Annotated in this window: 22 protein-coding genes and 1 riboswitch; of the genes, 13 read left to right on the top strand and 9 right to left on the bottom strand. The window is 64.1% G+C overall.

The window, feature by feature from the left end:
• Positions 1-17: 17 nt before the first annotated feature.
• The 3 genes from QQK18_RS20010 to QQK18_RS20000 all read right to left on the bottom strand — a co-directional run bounded on the left by QQK18_RS20010 (position 18) and on the right by QQK18_RS20000 (position 3,461).
• A complete protein-coding gene (locus tag QQK18_RS20010; protein WP_284342149.1) occupies positions 18-902 on the bottom strand; it encodes a carbohydrate ABC transporter permease in 885 nt (294 codons plus the stop codon).
• Positions 899-1,852, bottom strand: a complete 954-nt coding sequence (locus QQK18_RS20005) for a carbohydrate ABC transporter permease (protein ID WP_284342523.1) — start codon at positions 1,850-1,852, stop codon at positions 899-901. The genes QQK18_RS20010 and QQK18_RS20005 overlap by 4 nt, the downstream gene beginning before the upstream one ends.
• Positions 1,853-1,985: 133 nt before the next feature.
• Positions 1,986-3,461 (bottom strand): extracellular solute-binding protein, encoded by a 1,476-nt coding sequence (locus QQK18_RS20000; RefSeq protein WP_284342522.1) that lies wholly within the window; start codon positions 3,459-3,461, stop codon positions 1,986-1,988.
• 253 nt (positions 3,462-3,714) lie between these two features.
• On the opposite strand from QQK18_RS20000, the gene QQK18_RS19995 reads away from it, so the two are divergent.
• From QQK18_RS19995 to QQK18_RS19985, 3 genes are all read left to right on the top strand, one after another.
• Positions 3,715-4,404 (top strand): GntR family transcriptional regulator, encoded by a 690-nt coding sequence (locus QQK18_RS19995; RefSeq protein WP_284342148.1) that lies wholly within the window; start codon positions 3,715-3,717, stop codon positions 4,402-4,404.
• A 54-nt stretch (positions 4,405-4,458) separates the two neighbouring features.
• Positions 4,459-5,829: a mandelate racemase/muconate lactonizing enzyme family protein gene (locus QQK18_RS19990; RefSeq protein WP_284342147.1), complete on the top strand. Its 1,371-nt coding sequence runs from the start codon at positions 4,459-4,461 to the stop codon at positions 5,827-5,829.
• A gap of 63 nt (positions 5,830-5,892) precedes the next feature.
• Entirely contained in the window at positions 5,893-7,092 is a 1,200-nt protein-coding gene (locus tag QQK18_RS19985) for a mandelate racemase/muconate lactonizing enzyme family protein (protein WP_284342146.1), read from the top strand.
• 122 nt (positions 7,093-7,214) lie between these two features.
• On the opposite strand, the gene QQK18_RS19980 is transcribed toward QQK18_RS19985, so the two are convergent.
• Positions 7,215-7,997 carry an SDR family oxidoreductase gene (locus QQK18_RS19980; protein WP_284342521.1) on the bottom strand — a complete coding sequence of 261 codons (783 nt, stop codon included), beginning with the start codon at positions 7,995-7,997 and terminating at the stop codon, positions 7,215-7,217.
• Positions 7,998-8,225: 228 nt separating this feature from the next.
• Between QQK18_RS19980 and QQK18_RS19975 the strand changes: the two genes are divergently transcribed.
• A complete protein-coding gene (locus QQK18_RS19975; RefSeq protein ID WP_284342145.1) occupies positions 8,226-9,131 on the top strand; it encodes a S1C family serine protease in 906 nt (301 codons plus the stop codon).
• A 12-nt stretch (positions 9,132-9,143) separates the two neighbouring features.
• Here the strand turns inward: QQK18_RS19975 and QQK18_RS19970 are convergent, their stop codons facing one another.
• On the bottom strand, positions 9,144-9,806 hold the full coding sequence (locus QQK18_RS19970; protein ID WP_284342144.1) for an ArsR/SmtB family transcription factor: 663 nt from the start codon (positions 9,804-9,806) through the stop codon (positions 9,144-9,146).
• 62 nt (positions 9,807-9,868) lie between these two features.
• On the opposite strand from QQK18_RS19970, the gene QQK18_RS19965 reads away from it, so the two are divergent.
• From QQK18_RS19965 to QQK18_RS19945, 5 genes are all read left to right on the top strand, one after another.
• The gene (locus tag QQK18_RS19965; protein WP_284342143.1) at positions 9,869-11,059 is read left to right on the top strand and encodes an MFS transporter; all 1,191 of its coding nucleotides are present in this window, start codon (positions 9,869-9,871) and stop codon (positions 11,057-11,059) included.
• Positions 11,060-11,188: 129 nt separating this feature from the next.
• Entirely contained in the window at positions 11,189-12,370 is a 1,182-nt protein-coding gene (locus QQK18_RS19960; RefSeq protein WP_284342142.1) for a phosphoserine transaminase, read from the top strand.
• A gap of 171 nt (positions 12,371-12,541) precedes the next feature.
• Positions 12,542-14,131, top strand: a complete 1,590-nt coding sequence (gene serA, locus QQK18_RS19955) for a phosphoglycerate dehydrogenase (RefSeq protein ID WP_284342141.1) — start codon at positions 12,542-12,544, stop codon at positions 14,129-14,131.
• A gap of 129 nt (positions 14,132-14,260) precedes the next feature.
• Positions 14,261-14,659 (top strand): hypothetical protein, encoded by a 399-nt coding sequence (locus QQK18_RS19950; RefSeq protein ID WP_284342140.1) that lies wholly within the window; start codon positions 14,261-14,263, stop codon positions 14,657-14,659.
• Positions 14,656-14,850 carry a helix-turn-helix transcriptional regulator gene (locus QQK18_RS19945; protein ID WP_348523244.1) on the top strand — a complete coding sequence of 65 codons (195 nt, stop codon included), beginning with the start codon at positions 14,656-14,658 and terminating at the stop codon, positions 14,848-14,850. The genes QQK18_RS19950 and QQK18_RS19945 overlap by 4 nt, the downstream gene beginning before the upstream one ends.
• Positions 14,851-14,900: 50 nt before the next feature.
• On the opposite strand, the gene QQK18_RS19940 is transcribed toward QQK18_RS19945, so the two are convergent.
• Complete coding sequence (locus QQK18_RS19940) at positions 14,901-15,890, bottom strand: DMT family transporter (protein ID WP_284342138.1); 990 nt, start codon at positions 15,888-15,890, stop codon at positions 14,901-14,903.
• A gap of 214 nt (positions 15,891-16,104) precedes the next feature.
• Between QQK18_RS19940 and QQK18_RS19935 the strand changes: the two genes are divergently transcribed.
• Both QQK18_RS19935 and QQK18_RS19930 read left to right on the top strand, forming a co-directional pair.
• Complete coding sequence (locus QQK18_RS19935; protein WP_284342137.1) at positions 16,105-17,394, top strand: adenylosuccinate synthase; 1,290 nt, start codon at positions 16,105-16,107, stop codon at positions 17,392-17,394.
• Positions 17,395-17,440: 46 nt separating this feature from the next.
• Complete coding sequence (locus QQK18_RS19930; RefSeq protein WP_284342136.1) at positions 17,441-19,705, top strand: hypothetical protein; 2,265 nt, start codon at positions 17,441-17,443, stop codon at positions 19,703-19,705.
• Between the two features lie 3 nt (positions 19,706-19,708).
• On the opposite strand, the gene QQK18_RS19925 is transcribed toward QQK18_RS19930, so the two are convergent.
• The 3 genes from QQK18_RS19925 to thiB all read right to left on the bottom strand — a co-directional run bounded on the left by QQK18_RS19925 (position 19,709) and on the right by thiB (position 23,053).
• Positions 19,709-20,341 (bottom strand): ATP-binding cassette domain-containing protein, encoded by a 633-nt coding sequence (locus QQK18_RS19925; RefSeq protein ID WP_284342135.1) that lies wholly within the window; start codon positions 20,339-20,341, stop codon positions 19,709-19,711.
• Entirely contained in the window at positions 20,328-21,956 is a 1,629-nt protein-coding gene (locus QQK18_RS19920) for an ABC transporter permease family protein (RefSeq protein ID WP_284342134.1), read from the bottom strand. Before QQK18_RS19920 ends, QQK18_RS19925 begins: the two co-directional genes overlap by 14 nt.
• A 92-nt stretch (positions 21,957-22,048) precedes the next feature.
• Positions 22,049-23,053 carry a thiamine ABC transporter substrate binding subunit gene (gene thiB, locus QQK18_RS19915; protein ID WP_284342133.1) on the bottom strand — a complete coding sequence of 335 codons (1,005 nt, stop codon included), beginning with the start codon at positions 23,051-23,053 and terminating at the stop codon, positions 22,049-22,051.
• Between the two features lie 95 nt (positions 23,054-23,148).
• Positions 23,149-23,243: riboswitch (TPP riboswitch) on the bottom strand.
• Positions 23,244-23,270: 27 nt separating this feature from the next.
• On the opposite strand from thiB, the gene QQK18_RS19910 reads away from it, so the two are divergent.
• Together QQK18_RS19910 and QQK18_RS19905 are read left to right on the top strand one after the other, a co-directional pair.
• On the top strand, positions 23,271-23,969 hold the full coding sequence (locus QQK18_RS19910; RefSeq protein ID WP_284342132.1) for a thiamine diphosphokinase: 699 nt from the start codon (positions 23,271-23,273) through the stop codon (positions 23,967-23,969).
• Between the two features lie 146 nt (positions 23,970-24,115).
• Positions 24,116-24,559, top strand: a complete 444-nt coding sequence (locus QQK18_RS19905) for an SRPBCC family protein (RefSeq protein ID WP_284342131.1) — start codon at positions 24,116-24,118, stop codon at positions 24,557-24,559.
• The last annotated feature ends 8 nt before the right edge of the window (positions 24,560-24,567 follow it).

Here is a 24,567-nt window from a genome sequence, read left to right as displayed (position 1 = left end):
TCCCAACTCTTGAAACGCTAGTGCTTGACCGCGCCCTCGGTGAGGGCACGCACGAAATATTTCTGCAGGACCAGGAACAGCACAACGACCGGCACGCTCATCAGGAATGTCGCCGACATGAGCCCCGGCCAGTCCGTGGCGAATTCGGTGAAAAACCGCTGGATGCCGACGGGCAGCGTCATCTGGTCGTCGCGCGAGAGGAACGTGTAGGCGTAGACGTATTCGTTCCAGGCGCCGATGAACGAGAAGATCGAGGTGGCGATGATGCCGGGCGAGGATAGCGGCATGACGATGAGGATGAACGCCTGGAAGCGCGTTGCCCCGTCGATGCGGGCCGCCTGCTCGAGCTGGATCGGGATGTTGTCGTAGAACCCCTTTAGCAGCCAGATCGAGAGCGGCAGGCCGAAGGTCAGGTAGGTCAGGATCAGCGAGCCGTGGGTGTTGACCAGTCCCATCCAGCGCATGAGCAGGAAGAGGGGCATCAGGAACACGACCGCCGGGAACATGTTGCGCACCAGCACCGAAAAGAACAGGAATGTGCGGCCCGGGAAGCGGAAGCGCGAGAAGGCATAGGCCGCCGGCACCGCCACGACCACGCCGAGGATCGTGGTGAGGAGCGAGACGTAGAAGCTGTTCCAGAAGTAGCGCAGGAATTCCCTGCCGATGCGGTTAGTCGGATCGAGGAGCTTGAAATAGTTGTTGAGCGTCGGCTCGCTCGGCCACCATTGCGGCGGGTACTGCATGGCGGCGAACTGGGATTTGACCGAGGTCAGGATCATCCAGGCCATGGGCAGCACGGTAAAGAGCATCAGGAAGGTGAGGAACACGCGCCCAGCCCACCGCCACCAGTCGATGGGCTTCCTGACGACGGGACGCTGGGCAGTTTCGATCGCAGCCATCATGCCCTCGCTTCGTCGCCACGCGTCAGCGCCTTCACATAGAAGTAGCCGAGGAACATCATCACGATGAACAGGATCACCGCGTAGGCCGAGGCCACGCCCCATTGCTGGCGCCCGAACGCGAGCTGGTAGATGTGGGTGATCCAGATGTGCGAGGCATCGGCAGGGCCGCCGCCGGTCATCACGAACGGGATGATGAAGGAGTTGAAGTTAGCCACCATCAGCAGCAGCACAGTGACCATCGACACGCCTTTAAGGTGCGGGAAGGTCACGTGCCAGAAACGGTTCCAGGTGTTGGCGCCGTCCACCTGGGCGGCCCGTAGAAGTTGATCCGGTACGGTCTGGAGTCCCGCCATGAGCATGACCATGGCAAACGAGAATTCCTTCCATATATTGACCACGATCAGCGAGGCGAGGACCGTCTGGCGATTGTCGAGGAAGTTTATCGGTTCGGCCGTAATGCCGAGTTGGACGGAAATGGCTCCGATCACTCCGAAATCGGAATGGTAGAGCCACTTCCAGACATAGGAGGCGGCGACCGCGCTGATCACGTAAGGGATCAGCAGCAGGGCGCGCATCAGGCCGCGGCCGACGAACTCGCGGTGAAGCGAAAGCGCGGCGCCGAGGCCCAGCAGGAAAGAGATGACGGTGGAGGCGAGCGTCCAGATAATCGTCTGGATCGTGACCTCGTGGAACACCGGTGAGCTGAGGACCCGGACATAGTTGTCGATCCCGGTCCAGACCTTGTCCCGCATCTGCAGGTTGGGCGGGGTCCGGAAAAAGCTGAGCTCGATCGTGTAATAGATCGGATAGGCAATCACCACCAGCATGACGATCAGGGCTGGCAGGACGTAGAGATAGTCGGTGCGGTGCGCAACGATACGAGAGAGGAAGCCGGACCGTTTCTGCACCGTGCCGGTGGCCGGGGGGCTTGCGGCCTGTTGCGTCGCAATGCTCACGGGGCCCGTCCTTTCTCACGCTCTAGCGTTGTTATTGCCGGACGTTTTGCGAAACACCCGTTCCGGCTTTTCGCATCCAGCTACAGGGCAAGCGACCGGCGGCGCGTACGCCGCCGGCCTTGGGAGGTTAGAGGCCGCCGCCCATCAGGGATTCCACCTTGGCGGCGGCGTCGTCGGCCGCTTCCTCGACGGTCATCCGCTCGGTCAACGCGTTCTGCAGCATGTCCGGGACGATGATGTTCATGATCTCGGTGGCTTCCGGGACGACCGGGAAGGGGACGCCGTTGGGCAGCATCGAGGTCGTGACATCGAGGAACTTGATGGTATCGAGCCGCTCCTTCATCCACTCGGTCTTGAAGCCGCGCAGGTTACCCGGGTTGGAGCCGGTCCAGGCGAGCTTGGTCGACCATTCGGGGCTGTTCCAGAAGCAGGCGAAAGCCTTGGCCGCCATCTCGTCGAAGCCGCCGTCGACATATTCATCCTCGATGAAGTGCATGTTGGAACCGCCGAAGACCACGGCGCGCCGCTCCGGCCCTTCGGGGATGAGCCCGTAGCGCATATTGGCGACGACGGTGTCGGCGACCTCCTTGTCTGCGCCGGTTGCCTGTCCGGCCAGATCGACCATCTTGGCGTATTCGGCCGGGTGGGCGATCATCATGGCGAGCTGGCCGGCGATGAACGGGGCCTGGTTCTCGTTCTGCGTATTGGTAAGCGCCGACGCGGGCACCGATTTGTCACGCACATACATGTCGTAGGACGCCTGCAAAGCCGCTTTGGCACCCTCGTTGTTGAGCATCACCGTTTCGTAGGTCGGGCTGTCGGTGGATTCATCGAGCGCGCCGCCGCCAAAGGCCCAGAGCTGCGGCATGAAGCGGAAGGGTGTGTTGCCGGCATTCTGGCGGGCAACGAGGCCGTAGCCGGCAATACCCAGTTCGTCGTGGATCTGCTTGGAATAGGCGACAACATCTTCCCAGGTTGCAGGCGGCGTTTCCGGATCGAGCCCGGCCCGTTCGAAGATGTCGGCATTCCAGATGAACGCCATCGTCTCGTTGTTGGTCGGGATACCGTAGGTGGTGCCCTCCCAGGTCACCGACTTCATGGCGCCGGGCCAGAAATCGGCGGTTGGGTAGCCGACATCCTCGGGCTTCAGTTCCTGGAAATAGCCCTTGGAGGCGAACTCGACGCCGCCGAGGATCTGCAGACGCAGCACCATCGGTCCGGCATTGCCGAGAAGCGCAGTGCGCAGTTTGTCGAGCAACTGGTTGTAGTCGATGTTCTGCGCGTCGGTTTCGATATTGGGGTAGGTTTCCTCCCAGGCTGCCCAGAACTGCTCATTGATGTCGCGCTCGATCTGGGGCGACGCTTCGTTCGGCCCAGTCCACCAGTAGGTGAGGCGTCCCTCATAATCGAGCGGGACGACGCTTGCGCAATGCTCGGCGGTGTCGACCTCCTCGGTGCCGGCGATCGAGCGGACATATTCGGGCGACCACTGGCTGAGGTCGACGCTCTGCGCATAGACAGTGCTCGACAACAGCGAGGCGACTGTCACAGTCGCCACCGCGCGCCCAATCAAACGCCGACGAGTCGGCGCGGCAGACCGCATGCCGCGGCCCTGCAACTTCGTCATGGAAAAATCCCTCCTCCACATTGGATACCAGTTCGACCACTTGATCGGACCAGATTCCCCACAGCCTTCGCTGTGCCTCCTTCGGGCCGGGCTTATTCCCCGTCTCTCCACTGAAGAGAGTTTCAGACTGAAAACTATCTGTCAATATTGATTGGATCGTACATTATTTTTGAATTTTCGCGTGCGAACAGACTTGGCTTGCTCTTAAAACCCGCATAAACAGGGCGCTATGAGCGACGTCAGCATTTCACCGGGCCTACCCCAGAGCGGTCTCGAACAACCCGTGTCGGTGTTCGAGATGATCCGCGAGGACATCATTTCGGGGAGGCTGGAGCCCAACGAACGCCTCAAGGTGGCCGAACTTTCCGATCGCTACGGCACGTCGACCAATCCGGTGCGCGAGGCGCTGCAGCAGCTGCGCGGAGAGGGCTTCGTCATCATGGAGCCAAACCGGGGCGCGCGCGTGCTGCCGATCGACGAAGCATTCGTGCGCGACATTATCGAGATCGAGGTGTTGATCGAGCCAACGCTGACCCGTTGGTTCGTTTCGATTGCGACGGACGCCGACATCGCCGCCCTCGAGGCTGCCCAGGCCGAGATCGAGGCGGTGAACTTCAGCGATGCGACCCGGCACGGCCAGCTCGACACACGGTTTCACCAGTTGATCTACGATCGCCACTACAACAGGCACGCTGCCGAACTCTGGTGGAAACACCGCGAGATCCTGCGCGCCATTGCCCGGCGCTATCCGACCTCGCTCAGTCGCCGCGCCGCAGTGCTTTCCGAGCATCGCGAGCTCATCGCGCGCATCAAGGCGCAGGATGCCGACGGGGCGGCGGCGGTCGTCGCCCAGCACGTCGAGGGATCCGGCCGGCACATCATTGAGCAGATGGGCGCCGCAAAGCGTCTGAGGCCATAAGGGCCGACGGCTGAGCGTCTCAACTTTCAGATCAAAGCATATGAGGAGGGGATAATGGAGATCGAACTCAACGAACGCACGGCCGGCGAGGTCATAGAGGACAACGTCCGCACGAGTTCGCGCCCGAGCGATCTGCGCATCACCGACATGCGCGTTGCCGAGATCGTCGGCGCTCCGTTTACCTCGGCGCTCCTCAAGATCTACACGAACCAGGGCATTGTGGGCCTGGGCGAAGTGCGTGACGGCGCGAGCGCGACCTATGCGCTGATGCTCAAGAGCCGGCTGCTGGGCGAGAACCCCTGCGATGTCGATCGGCTGTTCCGCCGCATCAAGCAGTTCGGTGGCCACGGTCGGCAGGGCGGCGGCGTATCGGCCGTGGAGATCGCGCTCTGGGATATCGTCGGCAAGGCCTATGGCGTGCCGATCTATCAGATGCTTGGCGGACGGTTCCGCGAGAAGGTGCGCATGTACTGCGACACCGACGCGACCGTTCCGAGCGGTACCGAGACCGGCAAGCGCCTCAAGGAGCGCATGGAACTCGGCTATACGTTCCTCAAGATGGATCTGGGTCTCATGCAGATCGCCGATGTCCCAGGCGCGGTCGTCGCCCCGGCCGGTTCGCTCGAGGGCTACCGTGTTCACCCCGGCCGCGGTCCGGTCAAAACAATGGAGGATCGCCGCGCCCGCAACGCGGTCTATGATCTGCACAACGTTCGCCACCCCTTCACGGGTCTCCAGTTCAGCGACAAGGGCCTGGACCTCCTCGAGCAGTACATTGCCGAGGTTCGCGAGGTGATCGGCATGGAGATACCGCTTGCCATCGACCATGTCGGCCACATCTCGCTGCAGAACGGCATCCGGCTGGCGCGACGGATCGAAAAATACGTGCCCGCCTGGCTCGAGGACGTGATCCCCTGGCAATACGCCGACCAGTACCGGCAACTGCAGGAGGCCACGACCGTACCGATCTGCACGGGCGAAGACATTTATCTGCGGGAAGGCTTCGAGCCTTTGCTGAAATCGGGCATCTCGGTCATTCACCCTGACCTGTTGACTGCAGGTGGCATCCTTGAGACCAAGAAGATCGGCGACGCCGCCCAGGAACATGGCATCGCCATGGCCATCCATATGGCGGAAAGCCCGATCGCGGCGATGGCGGCCGCGCATGTGGCGGTCGCGACGGAAAACTTCATGGCGCTCGAGTATCACACCGTCGACGTGCCGTGGTGGGACGATATCGTCACCGGTCTTCCCAAGCCCCTGGTCAAGGACGGGTTCATCACCGTGCCCGACAAGCCGGGGCTCGGCATCGACGACGTCGTCGATGAGGTCATTAGCCAGCACCTGCAGGAGGGCGTCAAAGGCATTTGGCAGCCGACCGATCACTGGGATCAGGAATACTCCTGGGACCGTACCTGGAGCTGAGGGTGTCGCGCTCTAGCGCCAGGGTAGGTTGGACGATTTCTCAAGGGGCAGAGAAGTAGACAAATGAAAATCACGGACCTGCGCTGTGCCGTCATCGGCCGGCACCCGATCGTGCGTATCGTGACCGACGAGGGGCTCTATGGGCTGGGCGAGGTGGAGTACACCAAGCCTTATCTCAAACCCTGGGTGCTGCACTTTCGCGAGGCCTTGATCGGGGAGGACCCGACTGATGTCGAGCGTTGCATGCTCAAGATCCGCCAGCGCGGCTCGTTCAAGCCCTATGGCGCCGCGGTCAGCGCCATCGAGCATGCCCTCTGGGACATTGCCGGCAAGGCGGCGGGGGTGCCGGTCTACAAACTCCTTGGCGGCAAGGTGCGCGATCGGGTGCGCGTCTACAACGGCTCGATCCGCCGCAAGCGCACCGGCGACCGGCCAGAAGACTATGCCGCCGACGTCAAATGGATGATGGAGCGGCCCGAGAACTTTTTCATGGTCAAGCAGGGCATCAGCTTCCACTCGAACATGAAGCACACTGTCGAGGATTTCCACTACGGCGTGCGGCAGGTCAAATCCGGCTATCACGGCGCCATGGACCAGGGCCAGATCAGTGAGCGCGGCATGGCGCACCTGATCGACTGCGTCATTGCGATGAAGGACGTCCTCGGCGACAAGGTCTCCCTCGCCCTTGACTGCGGCCCCGGCTGGTTCCTCAACGACGCGATCCGGTTTGCCCGGGCGGTCGAGAAGTACAATCTGATGTGGCTCGAGGACATGCTGACCGGCGACTATGTGCCGTGGGTCAACTCGCAGGCCTATCGCGAGCTCACCCAGTCGACCTCGACGCCCATTCATACAGGCGAGCAGATCTATCTCCGGCACAATTTCAAAGAGCTCATCGAGACGCAGGCGGTGCGGGTCATCGGCCCGGATCCGGCCGATATCGGGGGCATCGCCGAGCTCAAATGGGTGGCCGAGCACGCCTATATGCACTCGATCATGATGGCGCCGCACGGCACGGCCAACGGGCTCTTGGGGCTTGGCGCGCTGATCAATGTCTGCGCGACGCTCCCGGCCAACTACATCGCCTTCGAATACCCCAGCGCCTCGGACCCATGGTGGGAGGAGATCGTCATCGGCCTGCCCGACCCCATCGTCAAGAACAGCCATGTCGAGCTGCTCGAAGCGCCCGGTCTTGGCCTCGACATCGATCCAGAGGGGGCGCGCAAGTATCTCCTCGAGGAGGACACGAATTTCTTCGATTAGGTGACCTGGGGCGATGATGCGGAGACGGTGCGGCGGTTTCGGCGCTGCCACCCCACCACCCACGATGACAGCGGTGGGGGATGTGCTTGGTGGCCTACACAGGGGTCGCCGCGTTCGACTGATTAGCGCACCAGCGATTGGCCGCCATCGACATAGACGGGCATTCCGGTCACGTGGCGCGCCGCGTTGGACGCCAGGAACGCGATGACGTCAGCGACGTCCTCGCTCTTGCCGGTACTCTCGCGCGAGAGCGGGATGGTGCCTTCCGGAAACTCGACGGGGAAGCGCACCGAGTCCGCGTTACGCCTGACCGTACTTGCTCCAATCGAGGTGGCGATCGAGCCGGGCAGGACCGCATTGACCCGGATGCCCTGCCGGCCGAGTTCCACAGCGAGTTGCTGGGCGATCGCCACTTGGGCGGCCTTGGTCGCCGAATAGGCGGTGGCGCCGGCGGTCGAGAAGGTGCGCGAGCCGTTGATTGAAGAGACGATGACGATCGAGCCGCCGCCGGAGCGTTTGAGGTGCGGGACGGCAAAGTGCAGGGTGAGATAGGTACCGCGCAGGTTTACTCTTATGGTCGTGTCCCATTCCTGCGGCGTCAGGTCGTCTATCGGCGCCCAGACGCCATTGATGCCGGCATTGGCAACGAGAATGTCGATCCGCCCGTAAGCGGAAGCGAGCTGCGCCACGGCTGCTTCCATCGCCGCCTCGTCGGCGACATCCGCGGTCAGGCCGAGAGCCGTGCCGCCATTGGCGGCGATCTCTGCGGTGGTCGCCTCGACCTCCGAGGTAGCGAGGCTGAGGACCCCGACCCGTGCGCCGCCGGCCGCCAGCCGCAGCGCGGTCGCTTTGCCGATACCCGATCCGGCGCCGGTCACCAGCGCCACCTTGCCCTCGAACTCCATCGTGTCCTCGCCCGACATCTCCAGCCGGGCGGCATTTAACACCTTTCCTGTCCCGGCAGCGTTATGGGCAATTGAAGGAACTGGAGATTTCCACACCCCCACATGCTGGTCCTTGAGGCGGGCGGCATGACTGCATAACTAATGAGCAAGACTTGGTGGATGACTGGGCGGTTGACTTGGTGGTCCTGAGCCTTCCCTACCTGCAGCCCTCCAAAGGAGGATAGAGCCATGAATTTTGATCCGACCCTGCCCTCAATCGTGGCCGTGCGTGCCCATATCCCTGAAGATGCGTTCACCGCAACGACACTCGGAATCCTCAGGGAAGGCAGTGGCGTGGTGATCGGCGAAGATGGCTTGGTGCTTACCATCGGCTATCTCATCACCGAGGCCGAAGAGGTGTGGCTGACAGCCCAGGACGGACGTGTCATCGCCGCCCATGTGCTCGCCTATGATCAGGTGACCGGGTTCGGGCTGGTGCAGGCCCTCGGCCCCCTTGACCTGCCGGCGCTCGAGTTCGGGAATTCGGCAGAGGCAGAGGTCGGCGCGTCGGTCATCTTCGCTGACGGCGTGGGCCAGTCCGTGCGCTCGAGGATCGTCGCCAAGCAGGAGTTCGCCGGCTATTGGGAATATCTGCTCGATGAGGCGATCTTCACCGCGCCCGCCCATCCGTCATGGGGCGGGGCTGCATTGATCGGTGAGGACGGCCGCCTGCTCGGCATCGGCTCTCTCCGCCTGCAGATGATCCGCAACGGCGAGACCGTCGACATCAACATGGCCGTGCCGATCAACCTCCTGCCGCCGATCCTCGACGACCTCGTCACCCGAGGCGAGGCCAACCGTCCGCCGCGGCCCTGGCTCGGCGTGTTCTCGGCCGAGAGCGATGGCGAAGTCGTGGTGATGAGCGTTGCCGAAAAAGGGCCGGCGGCTGAAGCAGGACTGCGCCGGGGCGATATCATCTCGGATATCCGAGACGGCAAGGTGGATGGTCTCGCCGACTTCTACCGCAAGGTCTGGGGAAGCGGGCCGGCCGGCGCCGAGGTGCCCATACGCATCGTGAGGGACGGCCGTGATAGATGGGTGCGGATCAAGTCTGCCGACCGCAACAGCTTCCTCGTCAAGCCGAAACTGCAGTGACCGGCGGCGCTGTCACGCCGTTTCGACCGGGTAGCCGGCCGCCTTCCATTCGGGAAAACCCTCTTTGAAGCGTCGGACGGCGAAGCCGCGGGCGCGCAGGGCCTCTACAGCCTGGAAGGAGAGGACGCAGTAAGGCCCTCGGCAATAGGCGATGATCTCGCGGCCCTCCGGCAACTCGGAGATTCGCCCCTCCAAAGCCGCGAGCGTGATGTTGCGGGCTTGGGGGATATGGCCTGAGCGGAACTCATCCGCCGGCCGCACGTCGAGCAACGTCACGCTGTCGCTCTCGAGGCGCGAAAGCAGCTCACCGGCTCCAACGGGCTCGAGACTGTCGATCTCATCGAAGTATCTCGCAACCACATCGCGCACCTCGGCCATGTTGTGTTCGGCCAGAGCCCGCAGGGCGGAAACGGCCTCGACCACCGGCCCGTCCTGCAAGCGATAGACGATGTTCTTGCCCCGACGCCCGCCGGTCACCAAACCGGCTTTGCGCAACTGCTGGAGATGCTGGGAGACATTGGCGAAGCTGATGCCGGTCCGCGCAGTCAGTACCTCTACCGGCTGTGCGCCTTGAGCGAGAAGCTCCAGCAATTCCAGCCGGTGCTCATTGCCGAGAACCCGTGCAAGGGCGGCGAAATGGGAGAACAGCTTTCGTTTCGGGTTGTCGCTTGACATCGGCCGTCCGGAGGATCATTCAAGAGAATTATTGAATGTACTGCCATTCCTTGGATGACGCAATGCACGCCATGCACCGCCAGGTCTTCCTGCTCGCCTCCGCGCAAGCCCTGTTCCAGACGGTTTCGGTCCTGGTCATGACGATCGGTGGCCTTGCCGGTGCGCAGATCGCCCCTACGCCCGAATGGGCGACCGCGCCCATAGCCTCCATGTTCCTGGGAACCGCGATCGCCACCGTTCCAGCCTCCATGTGGATGGCGCGGGTCGGCCGCCGGGTCGGGTTCGTGACGGGGGCACTTCTCGGCACGCTTGGCGGGCTGCTGGCCGCTGCCGGTGTAGTCTTTGCGTCGCTGCCGCTTCTCTGCCTTGGTACCCTCTTCGTTGGTACCTACCAAGCCTTCGCGCAATTCTACCGCTTTGCCGCTTCGGAGGTCTCCGACAATGCATTCCGGTCTCGCGCCATCTCCCTTGTCCTGGCTGGAGGCGTGGTCGCCGCCCTTGCCGGTCCGGCCCTTGGCCGGCTGGGCGGTGATCTGATGCAACCGGCTTACGTTGCATCGTTCCTCATTCTTTCCGTCGTGTCGCTGATTGCGGCTGGCGTGCTGCTCGGGGTCAAAGTGCCGCGCCAGGTCGACACCGCCGAAGACAAAGCCTCGGCGCGAGGGCTCGGCCAAATCGTCCGGCAGCCGACCTACCTCGTTGCCCTCTTCGGGGCGGTGACCGGCTATGGCGTCATGATCCTCGCCATGACCGCAACGCCCCTCGCCATGGCCCACCATCACCACGGTCTTGCGGAAACCGCCACGGTCATTCAGTTGCATGTGCTGGGCATGTTCCTGCCTTCGTTCTTCACCGGTTCGCTGATCGCCCGCTTCGGCGTCCTGCGCGTCATGTTCACCGGCATCGTCCTGCTGGCGGGGCACGTGCTGATCAGCCTTTCCGGGACAGAGTTCTATTCCTTCGCCGGTGCATTGATCCTCTTGGGCGTCGGCTGGAACTTCCTCTATGTCGGCGGCACCAACCTGCTGACGCGGGCCTATAGCACCGCCGAGAAGGGTAAGGCCCAGGCCACCAACGACCTGACGATCTTTCTTGTCGGTCTGGCGGCGTCGCTCAGCGCCGGCGTGCTGCAAAATACCGTCGGCTGGCAAACCCTCAACATGCTGCTGCTGCCGTGGCTGGCAATCGCCGCTGCTGCAATCGTGTGGCTCGGACGTCGGCGAGAAGGGGTTCTGGAGACGCGCGCTCTGTAGCAAGCGCCGCAGAGGAGAAGGACGGCATACCCCCAAAAAGGATGATTGACGCGACCCCCCGCGCGGGAGTATCTCGCGCCTCAGGACACCTCTCCCTAACGAGAGGCAATCGACCTGGGAGGGTCGCTCATGACTGACCTTATGACCGCGCCGGCGGTGAAACCGGCTAATCCCAATTTTTCGTCGGGTCCCTGCGCCAAACGTCCTGGCTGGACGGTCGAGGTGCTGGCCAATGCGCTGGTGGGGCGCTCGCACCGGTCCAAGCCCGGCAAGGCGCGGATCCAGCGTGCGATCGAGCTGACGCGCGAGTTGCTCGAGGTCCCCAAGGACTATCTCATCGGCATCGTGCCGGCCTCGGATACCGGGGCGGTCGAGATGTTCCTGTGGTCGGCGCTGGGCGCGCGCGGTGTCGATATGCTCGCCTGGGAGTCGTTCGGCGAGGGCTGGGTGACGGACGTCACCAAGCAACTGAAGCTCGAGGACGTGCGCATCCTCAAGGCGCCCTATGGCGAGCTGCCGGACCTCGATGAGGTCGATTTCACCCGTGACGTGGTCTTCACCTGGAACGGCACGACCTCGGGCGTGCGCGTTCCCAATGGCGATTGGATCCCGGCCGATCGGCAGGGCCTGACCATTTGCGATGCCACTTCGGCGGCTTTCGCGCAGAACCTCGATTTTTCCAAGCTCGATGTGGTGACCTTCTCGTGGCAGAAGGCCCTTGGAGGCGAGGCTGCCCACGGTATCCTCATCCTCAGCCCGCGCGCCGTCGAGCGGCTCGAGACGTTCAAGCCCGATAGGCCGCTGCCCAAGATCTTCCGCCTGACCAAGGGCGGCAAGCTCATGGCCGACGTCTTCGAGGGCGCCACGATCAACACCGTCTCGATGCTCTGCGTCGAGGATGCGATCGATGCCATGGAATGGGGCGTGCGCGAGGGCGGCCTCAAGGCGCTGAAGGCCCGCGCCGACGCCAACTACAAGGTGCTGGCCGATTGGGTCGGGCGGACCGATTGGGTCGGATTCCTGCCCAAGGAGAGGGCGACGCATTCCAATACCTCGGTCTGCCTCGTCATCACCGACGCGCAAGTCACGGCGCTGCCCGAAGAGCAGCAGGCGGCGCTGGCCAAGGCGATCGTCTCGCGGCTCGACAAGGCCGGTGTTGCCTACGACATCGGCGCCTATCGCGACGCGCCGACCGGCCTTCGCATCTGGGCCGGATCGACGGTCGAAGCCTCCGACCTCGATAAGCTGACGCCATGGCTCGACCACGCCTTTGCCGTCGAAAAGGCCGCGCTTCTGGCCCAGGCCGCTTAAGCCAAGACCCCCTCCCCAGCCCTCCCCACAAGGGGGGAGGGTGACTACTGTGCTTGTGGCGCATGCTGCCCAGCGCGCTGGCGTCACCTCCCCGTTGATGGGGAGGCCAGGAGGGGGTGATCCACCGAATTCAGCGGCACCAGCCGCGCCCTTGCATCAAGGAACACACCCATGCCCAAGGTTCTCGTTTCCGACAAGCTGTCGCCGACTGCCGTCCAGATCTTCAAGGACAATGGCGTCGAGGTCGACTACCTGCCCGATCTCGGCAAGGACAAGGAAAGGCTTCTCGAAGTCATCGGCCAGTATGATGGCCTCGCCATCCGCTCGGCTACCAAGGTCACCGAAAAGGTGATCGCGGCGGCCGCCAACCTCAAGGTCATCGGGCGGGCCGGCATCGGCGTCGACAATGTCGACATTCCCAACGCCACCAAGAAGGGCATCATCGTGATGAACACGCCCTTCGGCAACTCGATCACCACGGCCGAGCACGCCATCTCCATGATGCTCTCGCTCGCCCGGCAGATCCCCGAGGCCGACGTTTCGACGCGCGCCGGCAAGTGGGAAAAGAACCGCTTCATGGGCGTAGAGGTGACCAACAAGACCCTCGGCATCATCGGCTGCGGCAATATCGGGACGATCGTTGCCGACCGGGCGCAGGGCCTCAAGATGAAGGTTCTCGCCTTTGACCCGTTCCTGTCGCCGGAGCGGGCGGTCGAGATCGGCGTCGAGAAGGTCGAGCTCGACGAGCTCCTGGCGCGCGCGGACTTCATCACCCTGCACACCCCCCTGACCGAGCAGACCCGCAATGTGCTGTCGGCCGACGCCATCGCCAAGACCAAGAAGGGCGTCAGGATCATCAACTGCGCGCGCGGCGGCCTCGTCGACGAGGCGGCGCTCGCCGAGGCGCTGAAATCGGGGCAGGTGGCCGGGGCGGCGCTCGACGTCTTCCTCGACGAACCGGCGACCGACAATCCGCTGTTTGCGCTGCCCAACGTCATCTGCACGCCGCATCTGGGCGCTTCGACGACGGAGGCGCAGGAAAACGTTGCCCTGCAGGTGGCCGAGCAGATCTCGGCCTACCTCATGACCGGCGAGATCACCAACGCGCTGAACTTTCCTTCGATCTCGGCCGAGGAGGCGCCACGCCTCACCCCGTTCGTCAGGCTCGCCGAAATGCTGGGTTCGTTCGCCGGCCAGCTCACCGAGACCTCGATTCACGGCATCAGGATCGAGTTCGAGGGCAATGTTGCCGAAATGAACACCCGCCCGATGGTCGCCGCGGCGCTGACCGGCGTCCTCAAGCCCCTGCTCGCCGACGTCAACATGGTCTCGGCCCCGCAGATCGCCAAGGAGCGCGGCGTGCAGGTCGAGACCGTGACCCGCGAGCAGCAGGGCGCCTACGAGAACTACATCCGCCTGACCGTCATCACCGAGCGGCAGGAGCGCGGGGTGGCGGGCACGGTCTTTGCCAACGGCAAGCCGCGCATCATCCAGGTCAAGGGCATCAATATGGAGGCCGAACTGTCGCCCTCGATGCTCTATGTCACCAACGAGGACAAGCCCGGTCATATCGGCCGCCTCGGCACGCTTTTGGGTGACCTCGGCATCAACATCGCCAACTTCAACCTCGGCCGCATGGATGTCGGGGGCGACGCCATCGCCCTCGTCTCCATCGATGCCGAGCTGACCGAAGAACAGCTCGGCCGCATCGTCGCCCTCGAAGGGGTCAAGCAGGCCAAGGCGCTGAAGTTCAACGCCTGAGGCAGCCGTACCGAAGCGATTGGGGAAGGCCGGCAGCGATGCCGGCCTTCTTTCATGTCAAGGACGCTTTACATGCTTCGCGCTGATGGATAGTGTCAAGGACACTTTACACTGCCCATGGAGGTCGAGATGACCAACGAACAGGCTACGCGGCGCTACTTCACCGTCCTGGTCCCTGCAACCATCATGTTCCTGGGGTCGAGCTTGGCGGTCAAGCTGTTGGACGAAGCCGGTGTATTGCCCTTGCCAGGTCTTTATGCCGTCGCCGTCATACCTATCGTCGCAATGCTTGTGCCGTTCTGGGCACATTGGCGATACATGAGCGAGATCGACGAGTTCCTGCGTTCTGTCCAACTCAAGGCCATGTTCGCTGGCCTTGCCCTGGTGATGAGTCTCGCGTCTTCCTGGGGATATCTCGAGTTTTACGCCGGGGCACCCGAACTCTCCGTGTTCTGGCTCAATCCGATTTACTGGATAGCCTATGCAGTTGCGGCGGCGGCCCTTACGCTTCGCTACGGTGCGCCTTGAGGAACCGGATCAAGCATTTGCGCGGCGAACGGGGATGGTCCCAGGCAGTTCTCGCTGAAAAGCTCGAAATTTCCCGGCAATCGGTCAACGCCATAGAGACGGGTCGGTACGATCCGTCACTACCGCTTGCCTTCAGGATTGCCCGGCTGTTCGATCTGCCGATCGAGGCGATCTTCGAGGACGAGACCTGACCGCGTGTCCCCGGGGTGCTTGCTCCACGCCTGCCTAGAGAGCGCTCAGGCTACCGCGCCTGGCCCGGCAGGCCCTCGGCCTCGGCATGCTTTGCCGAGGCACGCCGCGCCGTCCATTCGGCGAGAACGATGCCGGCAACGATCAGGGCGCCGGCAATGAGATGAAAGGTCTCGAGGCGCTCGCCGAGTACGACGACCGAGCCCAGCGTGCCAAAGAGCGGAATGAGGTTGATGAAGAGGCTGGCGCGGTTGGGGCCGATGAGTTCGACGCCGCGCACATAGAGCATCTGCGAGCAGACCGACGGGAAGATCAAAACGTAGAGGACGATGATCCAGCCGCGTGGCGTGATCTCGGGCAGCGTCGCGACGAAATTGCCGATGCCGCCATCGAGCAGGGATTGATAAACGATCGCGGCAAGGATGGCGCCCAGGAACGTGCCGACGAGAAAGCTCATCCAGCCCATGGGCGGACGGTAGCGCAGGGTGAGCGAATAGGTCGCGTAGGCGGCGCTTGCCAGGAGCACCAGGGCGTCGCCGAAATTGATGTCGAGATCGAGCAACCGCTTCAGGTCGCCATGCGTGGCGGTCATGGCAACGCCGACGATGGTCATCACAACGCCGACGACCTGCAGCGCCTTCACCCGCACGCGGAACACCACGAAATTGCCGATCATCACGAAGATGTTGACCGCAACCTGCTCGATGGACGCGTTCACGCCCGAGGTGAAGTAGACCGAAACGTAGAGCAGGATGTTGAAGGTCGTGTAGCCGAGAGCGCCGTAGAAGAGCAGCAGCGGAAGATAGCGGCGAAACGTCACGCCGTCGCGCTTGAGCTGGCCAATAGCGAAGGGCAGGACGAAGAGCAGGGCACCGGTCCAGCGCAGGATCGTCAGCGAATAGGGGTCGATATGCCCGACCGCAAGCTTGCCGGCAACGACATTGCCGCCCCAGAAGGCGGTGGTGAGGACGAGGATCAGGACGGGCTGATCCAGGAGCCATGCCGAGATGCCGCGGTGCTCCTGGGAAGGCGGCTTGGTCATCGTTACTCCGGCAAATCTCCAAAGGGCGCCTGGGTTTTGCGCTGAAGAGTTTGCGTCAAGCAAAAGGGGTGATGTAAGGAACGTTGCACTTACCAGCAAATCAGCCGGCGTCAAATCGCAAGAGCGGCTGAGGGGGATCAATTCCATTGCCGGATCGGTGCGGTGGCAGGTCCACCGGATCTGATCGGGCGCGCCTTAAATCAAGGGATACGCAATGGCAAACGTGGTTGTCGTCGGCTCGCAATGGGGTGACGAGGGCAAGGGCAAGATCGTCGACTGGCTCTCGGAGCGCGCCGATGTGGTGGTGCGCTATCACGGCGGCCACAATGCCGGCCACACACTGGTCATCGACGGGGTGAGCTACAAGCTGGCGCTGCTGCCGTCGGGGCTCGTCCAGGGCAAACTTTCGGTCATCGGCAACGGCGTCGTGGTCGATCCTCACCACTTCGTTGCCGAGATGGCAAAGCTGCGCGGGCAGGGGGTCGAGATCACCCCCGACGTGCTCCGCGTCGCCGACAATGCGCCGCTGATCCTGTCGCTCCACCGTGAGCTCGATGGTGTTCGAGAGGACGCCAATACCGGCCTCAGGATCGGCACCACGCGCCGCGGCATCGGTCCGGCCTACGAGGACAAGGTCGGCCGCCGCGCCATCCGCCTGGTCGATCTCTCCGAACCCGAAACGCTCATGCCCAAGATCGAGCGGCTGCTCACGCACCACAATGCGCTGCGCCGCGGCATGGGCCTCACCGAAATCGAGCCGCAGGCGATCCATGACGAACTGATGGCGGTGGCCGCCGATATCCTGCCCTTCATGGACCAGGTCTGGCGCGTCCTCGAGAACAAGCGCAAGCAAGGCGCACGCATCCTCTTCGAAGGCGCGCAGGGCGCGCTGCTCGACAACGATCACGGCACCTATCCGTTCGTCACCTCGTCCAACACGGTGGCAGGGCAGGCCGCGGCCGGTTCGGGCCTCGGTCCTACCGCGATCGGCTATGTGCTTGGCATCACCAAGGCCTATACGACGCGGGTGGGCGAGGGGCCCTTCCCCTGCGAGCTCGACGACGACATCGGCCGGCATCTGGCCCGGGTCGGCCGCGAAGTCGGCGTCAATACGGGCCGTCCGCGCCGCTGCGGCTGGTTCGACGCGGTCCTGGTGCGCCAGACGGTCAAGACGTCGGGCATCACCGGCATCGCGCTCACCAAGCTGGACGTGCTCGACGGTCTCGACGAGATCAAGGTGTGCGTCGGCTACGAACTCGACGGCTCACGCATTGATTATCTGCCTGCCTCAATGGGGGCACAAGCACGGGTTAAGCCCATCTATGAAACGCTCGAGGGCTGGACGGAAACCACCGCCGGGGCCCGCAGTTGGGCTGAGCTGCCCGCCCAGGCCGTCAAGTATGTCCGTTACATAGAAGAGTTGATCGGTGCCCCGGTGGCGATGCTGTCCACAAGCCCGGAACGGCTGGACACGATACTGGTGCATGACCCGTTCCAAGACTGAGTTTTTTTGTTACAAGTTGACGGCAAGCGTGAGTACCAAGTAGCCGATGGCCGATTACAGAGAGCTGTTGCGCAGGGCGATCGGCGCCCTGCCGGAGAACAACGGGGCTGCGCGTCGCGCCGTCTACGAGAAGGCGCGTACGGCCCTTGTCGGTCAACTGCGCGCCATCACTCCACCGCTCCCGGCCCGCGAGATCACCCAGCACCGCCTGCAGCTCGAAGATTGCATCCGAGAGGTCGAGCAGGAGGCGAGCGAGGCGGTCATCAAGCTCAGCCGCAGCCAGCATGTGGCCGCGACGCCCCGGCAACAGGAGGCTCCGGTAGGCGAGGCTTTGCCGCCGACCCCGCCCGAGCCTGAGCCGCCGATCCCGCCCGAGCCCACACGGGAACCGGAGCCAGAAGCCGGATACACACCCGAGCCTGAGCCTGAGTCCGAACAGCAGCTTGAGCCTGAGCCCGCGTTCGCGCAGGAGGTGCAGGAGACCGAGCCTGCGCCCGAGCCCGCGCAGGAGCTCGAGCCTGAGCCTGAGCCTGAGCCTGAGGGTGTGGCGGCAGGGCCTTCCGCCGAATCGCATCAGGCCGAAGGCCAGTCGATTGAGGACATCATCGCGCAGGCCGAGGAGGCATCGCAGGACAAAGCGGAGCCCGACGAGCCCGCAGCGTTGCATGATGAAGAAGAAGCCGAGGTCGAGGCGGAAGTGGCTGCCGCGGACGGCGAGCCGACGGCGGATGCCGAGGGTGAGAGTGGCGACGAGACCGGCGAAGCAGGCGAGCCGGACGACGAACTCCCGAAGCCCGCGGCGCGGCCGGATCTGCGTGTCTTCACCTCTCCAGGCAACCGTGAGGCACCGGAGGCTGCCCCGCGCGCGCCGGTGGGCGAGATGCGTGGGGAACCGTTCCGCATCACCGCCGTAGCCGGCAACGATCAGCCCAAGAGCGCGCGTATGGAAGCGGCGATCGGCGGCCAGGCGGCGGCGCGCAAGCCGGTACCGGCGTTCGAGCCCTTTGTCGTCATCGAAGACCAGCCTGTCGAGGCGGCGCTCTCGAGTGTGCGAGAAGTCGAGGTCGAGGCGGCTGGCAGCACCGAGGCGCGCGAGGCGGAAGGCGCCATCGAGCGCGCTATCGAAACGCTGGACCGAGAGGCGCGCGGCGAGATCTCTCCCGAGCCCGAGCCCGAGCCCGAGCCCGAGCCCGAGCCGGCGTCCGAGGCGGGCACGCCTGCGGTCCCGCTGACCCTCGCCAGGGGCGAAGAGGCGAGCGCCGCTGATGCTTTGCCGGACAAGGATTTCGAGCCGGCGACCGAGGAGCGTTCGAGCAGCGGCCTCACGATCTTCCTCGTGGTCTTCGCTCTGCTGCTGGCCGGTGTCGGAGGCGGTGCATACTGGGCCTGGCAGGAAGGCTATGTGGATCTCGACCAGATGTTCGGCCGCAGCACCGCCACGGCAACCAACGAGCCGCCGGCCACGCCGACGCAGACGACACCTGAAGTTTCGACCGCCGATGCCGGGGGCAATCCGTCACAGCCGGCCCCGGAACTGACGGGACCGGGCAATACCGCGACCGAGACGACGGCTAACGAGCCGGCGACGGCTCTCCAGGGCATCGAGACCCAGGAACGCCTGGCGCCGACGCCCGAGCCGGCACCGCCGGAGGTGGCTGCGGTCGAGGAAGGAAACGCGACCGACAACCCACTCGCCGAGGAGCGGTTGCCGAGTTCATCGGGCGAGCTGGCGCTTGCCGACGATCCGTCGGCCTCCGTCGATCCGGCTGTGCTGGCCGGCAGCCAGTCGCTTCTGCTCGAAGCCTCCGACAGCGGCACAGGCGCCGTGCCCTTCTCGGGAACGGTCGAATGGAGCCGGGGTGTCGACGAAGTCGGCCTGCCCACGCTCGTGGCCCAGGCCGACATCCCGGCGCGTAATCTTGGTGTCGAGCTCACGATCCGTCGCAACGCTGACCCAAGCCTGCCAGCCAGCCATCTGGTGGAAATCGTCTTCGACGTTTCCGATACGTTCGTCGGCGGCGCGATTGCGAGCGTGCCGGGTATCCTGCTCAAGAACGAGGAACTGGCCCAGGGTGGACCGCTCGCCGGCGCCTCCGTGCGTGTGGTGGAGAACTCCTTCCTTTTCGCACTGAGCGCTACCGAGCAGGATGTCAGCGCCAACCGCAACCTCATCACCTCGCGCAAGTGGATGGATCTGACGATGGTCTATGCCACGGGCAAGCGGGCGATCATCACGCTCGAGAAGGACGACGAAGCGCAAACGCTGTTTACCGAGGTACTCGCCGAGTGGGATGAGGCGAGTAGCGAGTAGCTCTCATTTCGCCTGCAGCGTCTTGCCGACGATGACGTAGCGCCGGTTAGCCAGGGCCTCCACATCATCGCGGTGATGGCTGACGAGCAGCGTGATCCAGCCATGCCGCTTGGTCAGGTTGCCCACCAGGGCGCGGATGACTTTGCGTGTATCGTCGTCGAGCGCCGAGAACGGCTCGTCGAGCAGCAGGACCTTACGGTCGCGCAGGAGCGTGCGGGCCAGCGCCACCCGCTGCTTCTGACCCCCCGACAATGTCGATGCCCGTTGCTTGCCCACGCCGGAAAGGCCCGCTTCCTTGAGCGCTCGAGCGATGCGGGGGGCCGCATCTGGCGTCCCTGACGGCAGGCCAAGGGCAACGTTGCGCTCGGCCGACAGATGCTCGAAAAGGCTTTCCGACTGCAGCAGCAGGGAGACAGGGCGGTGCTCCGGGTCGAGCGGGATGAGGTCTTCTGCGTCGAGGGTGAGGGTGCCGGCGGTCGGCGCGAGGAAGCCGGCGACGAGATCGAGCAGCGTCGACTTGCCGGAACCGCTGGGGCCGGAGACTGACGTCACCTCGCCGGGCAGAGCCTCCATCGAAAAGACATAGGGCTCCCTTTGACCGGGGTGGGCGAAGGTCAGGCGGTCAAGCGCGAGCATTGGAGAGCCTTTCCACCAGGCGCGGCAGGCCGACGAACGCGACGATGGTGAGAACGAGGAGGATGGCGGCAATGGCCGCCGCGTCGTTGGAGCGGTAGGAACCGAGGGCACGGTACATCATCAGGGGCAGGGTCTGGAAATCCTGGGTGCCGAAGAGCGCGATGACGCCGAGGTCGCCCAGTGAGAAGCAGAAGGCGAGGGCAAGAGCAATGCCGATGTCGCGGCCGATGAGCGGGTATTCGACGGCCAGGAACTGGCGCAATCCGGAAATCCCGAGGGAGCGGATCAGCTTGCCGCGCGTGCGCGCGATCGCCTCGATCGGTGGGCCGAGCGTTGCAGCGGCGAAGGGAAGCGACAGCAGTGCGTTGGCGATGACGACGACATAGGGTGCGGCGCTTCCCGGCGCCACGCCCAATGCGCGCACCAGGAGGAAAAAGCCAAGGGAGAGGACGACTGCGGGTACGGCGAGATAGGCAAAGACCGGCAGGCTGAGACCCGTGCGCAGCAGCGGTTGGCTGCTGGCGGCGCGACCCATGCCGAGGGTGAGGGCGAGGGTGACGGCGAGCAGCGCCGAAAGTGTCCCGATGACGAGGCTGGCAGCGGCAGCGCGCCAGAAGTTAGCTTGGGCGAGAACGCTCAGTCCGGCGCTCACTCCGTCGGCCAGCACGGCAAGGAGCGGCGCGAGGAAGCCGACGAGGCAGACCGCCAGCACCAGCCATTGAACCAGCTGCGCGACCGGCCGGTCACGCCAGCGCTGGCCGGCAGTCGGGCCGAGGCTGGTCGGCACCGGCGGCAGTGCGGAGGCGGCAAGGATAACGAAGGAGCAGGCGGCGATCTGGACCAGGGCCAGCAGGACTGCGCCGTTGAGGTCGAAATCCTGCCGCACCGCGGCATAAATGGCGACCTCCAGCGTTTGGTTGGCCGGCCCACCCCCGAGCAGCAGGACAATCGGAAAGCTGGTGAACGCCAGGAGAAAGATGATCGCCGCGAGGCCCGGAAGCGCGCCGCTGATCGCAGGCCAGTCGATGAGGGCGAAGCGCCGGAACGGGCCGAGGCCGAGGCTCTGGCCGATCTTGAGGCGTGCGTCCGGCACCGCATCGAGCCTTGCCAGCAGCACTCGCGCGGCAAAGGCGGCATCGAGCACCACATGGGCAAAGAGAATGCCGCCGAGGCCGAAGGCGATGTTGCCGATGGGCGCACCCAAGAGCGTTTCAGCCGTGCGGTTGATCCAGCCATTGCGGCCCCAGACCGACAGAAGCCCGAAGGCGACGACGATTCCCGGGGTAACGATGGCGGCCGAGAACAGCCCGATGACGAGGCCACGCCCGGGAAAGCGAAGCCGGTTGAGACACCATGCGAGCGCGACGCCGACGGCGAGCGACAGCACCGTCGTCAGCCCGGCCTGCAGCGCCGTCATGCGCACGAGGTGGGCGATGTCGAGACGCGATCCGGCCGCTGCCGGTTGTCCGGCGGCGGCCGAGACGATCGCCCAGAGCACGGCGGCGATGAGCAGGCCCACCGCGGCCGCAAGGAGAGCGGCCGCGCGAACCCGCCACGGGCGGGGCGGCAGGATGTGACGAACCGCCTTGGGCGACACGGCGCTAGAGCGCGACACGATTTGACGGAATCAAATCGTGTCGCGTCTCAATCTTTTGTTGTCGCGGTATTTTTCGCGAAAAACCGTTTCGCACTTTTTCGCATCCCGCTCTATTGCATCGCAGCCAGCATCTCGGCGATCCAGGCGCGCGAGTCGGCGGCGATCTCCTCCTCGGCAAGGCTCAGGGACTTTTCCGGCTGGGGGAGCGTTGCGAAGACCGGGTTCAGCTTGCCACCGAGGTCGACGACCGGAAACATCCAGTTGGTGGTCGGGATCACTGCCTGACCTTCCTGCGAGGTGAGATATGCAAGGAAGTCGCGCGCCAGATCCTGCTGCTCGGACGATTTGAGGATGCCGGCGACTTCGATCTGGGGCAGGTGTCCCTCCTCGAAAAGGGCCGCCTTGATCGTCTCGTCGTCCTCCTCGAGGATATGGTAGGCGGGCGACGTGGTGTAGGAAAGCACCATGTCGACCTCGCCTTCGAGGAAGAGCGAATAGCTCTCCGACCATTCGCGGGTGACCGTCAGGATATGCGGCGCCAGTCCTTGCCAGATCTCGCCGGCGCGGTCGCCATAGGCGGCTTTCACCCAGAGCACGAGACCGAGGCCGGGGGTGGCCGAGCGCGGGTCCTGTATGGCGATCTTGACGTTCTCGGGCAGCGCGATCAGCTCCTCGAAGGACGTCGGCGGCTCCGGCATCGAGTCGGTGTCGTGCATGAAGGCGAAGTGGGAATAGTCGAACGGCACGAACTGCGCATCCGTCCATTGACCGGGAAGCACGAGGTTGTCGAGGGCAAGGCCATGCTCGGCAAAAAGCCCGGTCGCACGCGCCTCTCCGGCAATGGCGGTATCGAGGCCGACGATGATGTCGGCCTCTGTGGTTTCCCCTTCGAGCTGCACGCGGCGGAGCGTGCCGATGGACGAGTCGGCGGCGACCCAGTTGACGGTGCAGCCGCAGGTCTTCTCGAAGCCCTCCTTCAGAGGAACGCCCGGCCCCCATTCGGAGGCGAAGCCATCATAGGTATAGATGGTGAGGGTGGGCTTATCCTGCGCGAGGGCCGCCGAAGAGGCGAGCCCGGCAAGGACCGCAAGCGCCAGACGGGTGAATGTGACCATCGGTCAGTCCCTTTCGTGGCGGAACGCCAGGAGCAGCGTTCCAGTTGCGGTCACACGGGAAGGGGGACGCGTCAAATGGACGGGGCGGGGGAGCGCCCTTGCCATCTCGAACTTCCTCCGCCAGCATGACCTGGTTCAGGTTCAATGGGTAATTCTCAGCTCCGGCTATGGAGCACCCCAGCGAGACGCCAAGAGACATAAAGAGAGTTGTGGCACCGTGCAAGATGCAAACCTGAACACCATCCCGCTGGTCTTTCCCGACATCCTGGTGATCGTGGGCGGCGGCGAAGTCGACGTCCCGCTGCTCGAGCAACTGTCGCACGAGGGGGCGCGGCTCATCGGTGCCGACGGCGGGGCCGACGCAATCATGGCGGCCGGCCTGGTGCCCGACGCTATCGTGGGGGACATGGATTCGGTCTCCGACCCAGAAGGCTGGCCGGAACCGGTCCGGGTCATCCACATCGGCGAACAGATCACTACGGATTTCGAGAAGTGCCTCTATTCGACCCGCGCGCCGATCACCATCGCGCTCGGCATGACCGGCAGGCGCTTCGACCATACGCTTTCGGCGATCAGTGCGGCGACGCGCTTTGCCCGTGAGCGCCATATCATCCTTGCCGATGAGCACGACGTGGCGCTGGCCATCAGCGGTCCTTTCCATTTCAGCGTGGCGCGCGGGGAGCGGGTTTCGGTCTATCCATTGGCGCCGATCCGGTTCCTGTCGTCGAAAGGACTGCTCTATCCGCTCGACGGGCTGCACCTGGAACAGGGCGGACTGATCGGCACCTCGAACCAGGCGGTCGAAGGTGCGGTGGATATCGTTCCCGAGGGCGATACGCCCTGGCTTCTCGTTGTCGAGAAATCGCATCTGCCGGCCCTGACGGCCGCTTTGCGGGAGCAGCCGGCAGGTCTATGATGCATGAGCTGTCTCGTTCTGTCAGAACGAGACAGCTTAAAGTTCCTGAGTTATCGCGCTTTCGAACCGCAAAAGTGGTGTCCATCCTGGATCAAGTCCAGGACAGGCTTTTTGCTGAAAACGCTCTAGGATCGGGCGGAACGGCCATGGATGTGGACGTCAGCAACGAGATCGTAATCGATAGGCCCGTCGAGGCGGTGGCGCGCTATGCCATGGAGCCTGACAATGCGCCGGCCTGGTACAAGAACATCGAGTCGATCGTCTGGCGTACGCCGCGGCCGCTGGCCGTCGGCACGCAGCTCGATTTCGTCGCGTGGTTCCTCGGCCGGCGTCTCGCCTATACCTATGAGATTATCGAACTTGTCGAGAACGAGCGAATGGTGATGCGCACGGCGCAAGGGCCGTTTCCGATGGAAACGACCTATGCGTTCAAACCGGTGTCACCGGACAAGACGCGTATGCGCCTGCGTAATCGCGGGCGCCCCCAGGGCTTTGCCGGAGTGCTCGCACCGGTGATGGCCGGGGCGATCAACGCCGCCAACCGCAAGGATCTCGAGGCGATCAAGACAATAATGGAAAGCGGGGCCTGATGGCCCCG

The organism is Devosia nitrariae, assembly GCF_030160115.1.
GTDB classification, from domain to species: domain Bacteria; phylum Pseudomonadota; class Alphaproteobacteria; order Rhizobiales; family Devosiaceae; genus Devosia; species Devosia nitrariae.
Note: the sequence above shows the minus strand (reverse complement) of the source record. Positions and strands in the feature narration are given on the sequence as shown.

Bases quoted from the DNA above. Each gene is read 5' to 3' on its own strand.
- QQK18_RS19930 (WP_284342136.1), top strand. From the start codon at position 17,441: ATGGCCGATTACAGAGAGCTGTTGCGCAGGGCGATCGGCGCCCTGCCG.
- QQK18_RS19940 (WP_284342138.1), bottom strand. From the start codon at position 15,890: ATGACCAAGCCGCCTTCCCAGGAGCACCGCGGCATCTCGGCATGGCTC.
- thiB (WP_284342133.1), bottom strand. From the start codon at position 23,053: ATGGTCACATTCACCCGTCTGGCGCTTGCGGTCCTTGCCGGGCTCGCC.
- QQK18_RS19975 (WP_284342145.1), top strand. From the start codon at position 8,226: ATGAATTTTGATCCGACCCTGCCCTCAATCGTGGCCGTGCGTGCCCAT.
- QQK18_RS19970 (WP_284342144.1), bottom strand. From the start codon at position 9,806: ATGTCAAGCGACAACCCGAAACGAAAGCTGTTCTCCCATTTCGCCGCC.
- QQK18_RS20000 (WP_284342522.1), bottom strand. From the start codon at position 3,461: ATGCGGTCTGCCGCGCCGACTCGTCGGCGTTTGATTGGGCGCGCGGTG.
- QQK18_RS19990 (WP_284342147.1), top strand. From the start codon at position 4,459: ATGGAGATCGAACTCAACGAACGCACGGCCGGCGAGGTCATAGAGGAC.
- QQK18_RS19935 (WP_284342137.1), top strand. From the start codon at position 16,105: ATGGCAAACGTGGTTGTCGTCGGCTCGCAATGGGGTGACGAGGGCAAG.
- QQK18_RS19950 (WP_284342140.1), top strand. From the start codon at position 14,261: ATGACCAACGAACAGGCTACGCGGCGCTACTTCACCGTCCTGGTCCCT.
- QQK18_RS19995 (WP_284342148.1), top strand. From the start codon at position 3,715: ATGAGCGACGTCAGCATTTCACCGGGCCTACCCCAGAGCGGTCTCGAA.
- serA (WP_284342141.1), top strand. From the start codon at position 12,542: ATGCCCAAGGTTCTCGTTTCCGACAAGCTGTCGCCGACTGCCGTCCAG.
- QQK18_RS19965 (WP_284342143.1), top strand. From the start codon at position 9,869: ATGCACGCCATGCACCGCCAGGTCTTCCTGCTCGCCTCCGCGCAAGCC.
- QQK18_RS19905 (WP_284342131.1), top strand. From the start codon at position 24,116: ATGGATGTGGACGTCAGCAACGAGATCGTAATCGATAGGCCCGTCGAG.
- QQK18_RS19985 (WP_284342146.1), top strand. From the start codon at position 5,893: ATGAAAATCACGGACCTGCGCTGTGCCGTCATCGGCCGGCACCCGATC.
- QQK18_RS19960 (WP_284342142.1), top strand. From the start codon at position 11,189: ATGACTGACCTTATGACCGCGCCGGCGGTGAAACCGGCTAATCCCAAT.
- QQK18_RS19980 (WP_284342521.1), bottom strand. From the start codon at position 7,997: ATGGAGTTCGAGGGCAAGGTGGCGCTGGTGACCGGCGCCGGATCGGGT.
- QQK18_RS20010 (WP_284342149.1), bottom strand. From the start codon at position 902: ATGATGGCTGCGATCGAAACTGCCCAGCGTCCCGTCGTCAGGAAGCCC.
- QQK18_RS19925 (WP_284342135.1), bottom strand. From the start codon at position 20,341: ATGCTCGCGCTTGACCGCCTGACCTTCGCCCACCCCGGTCAAAGGGAG.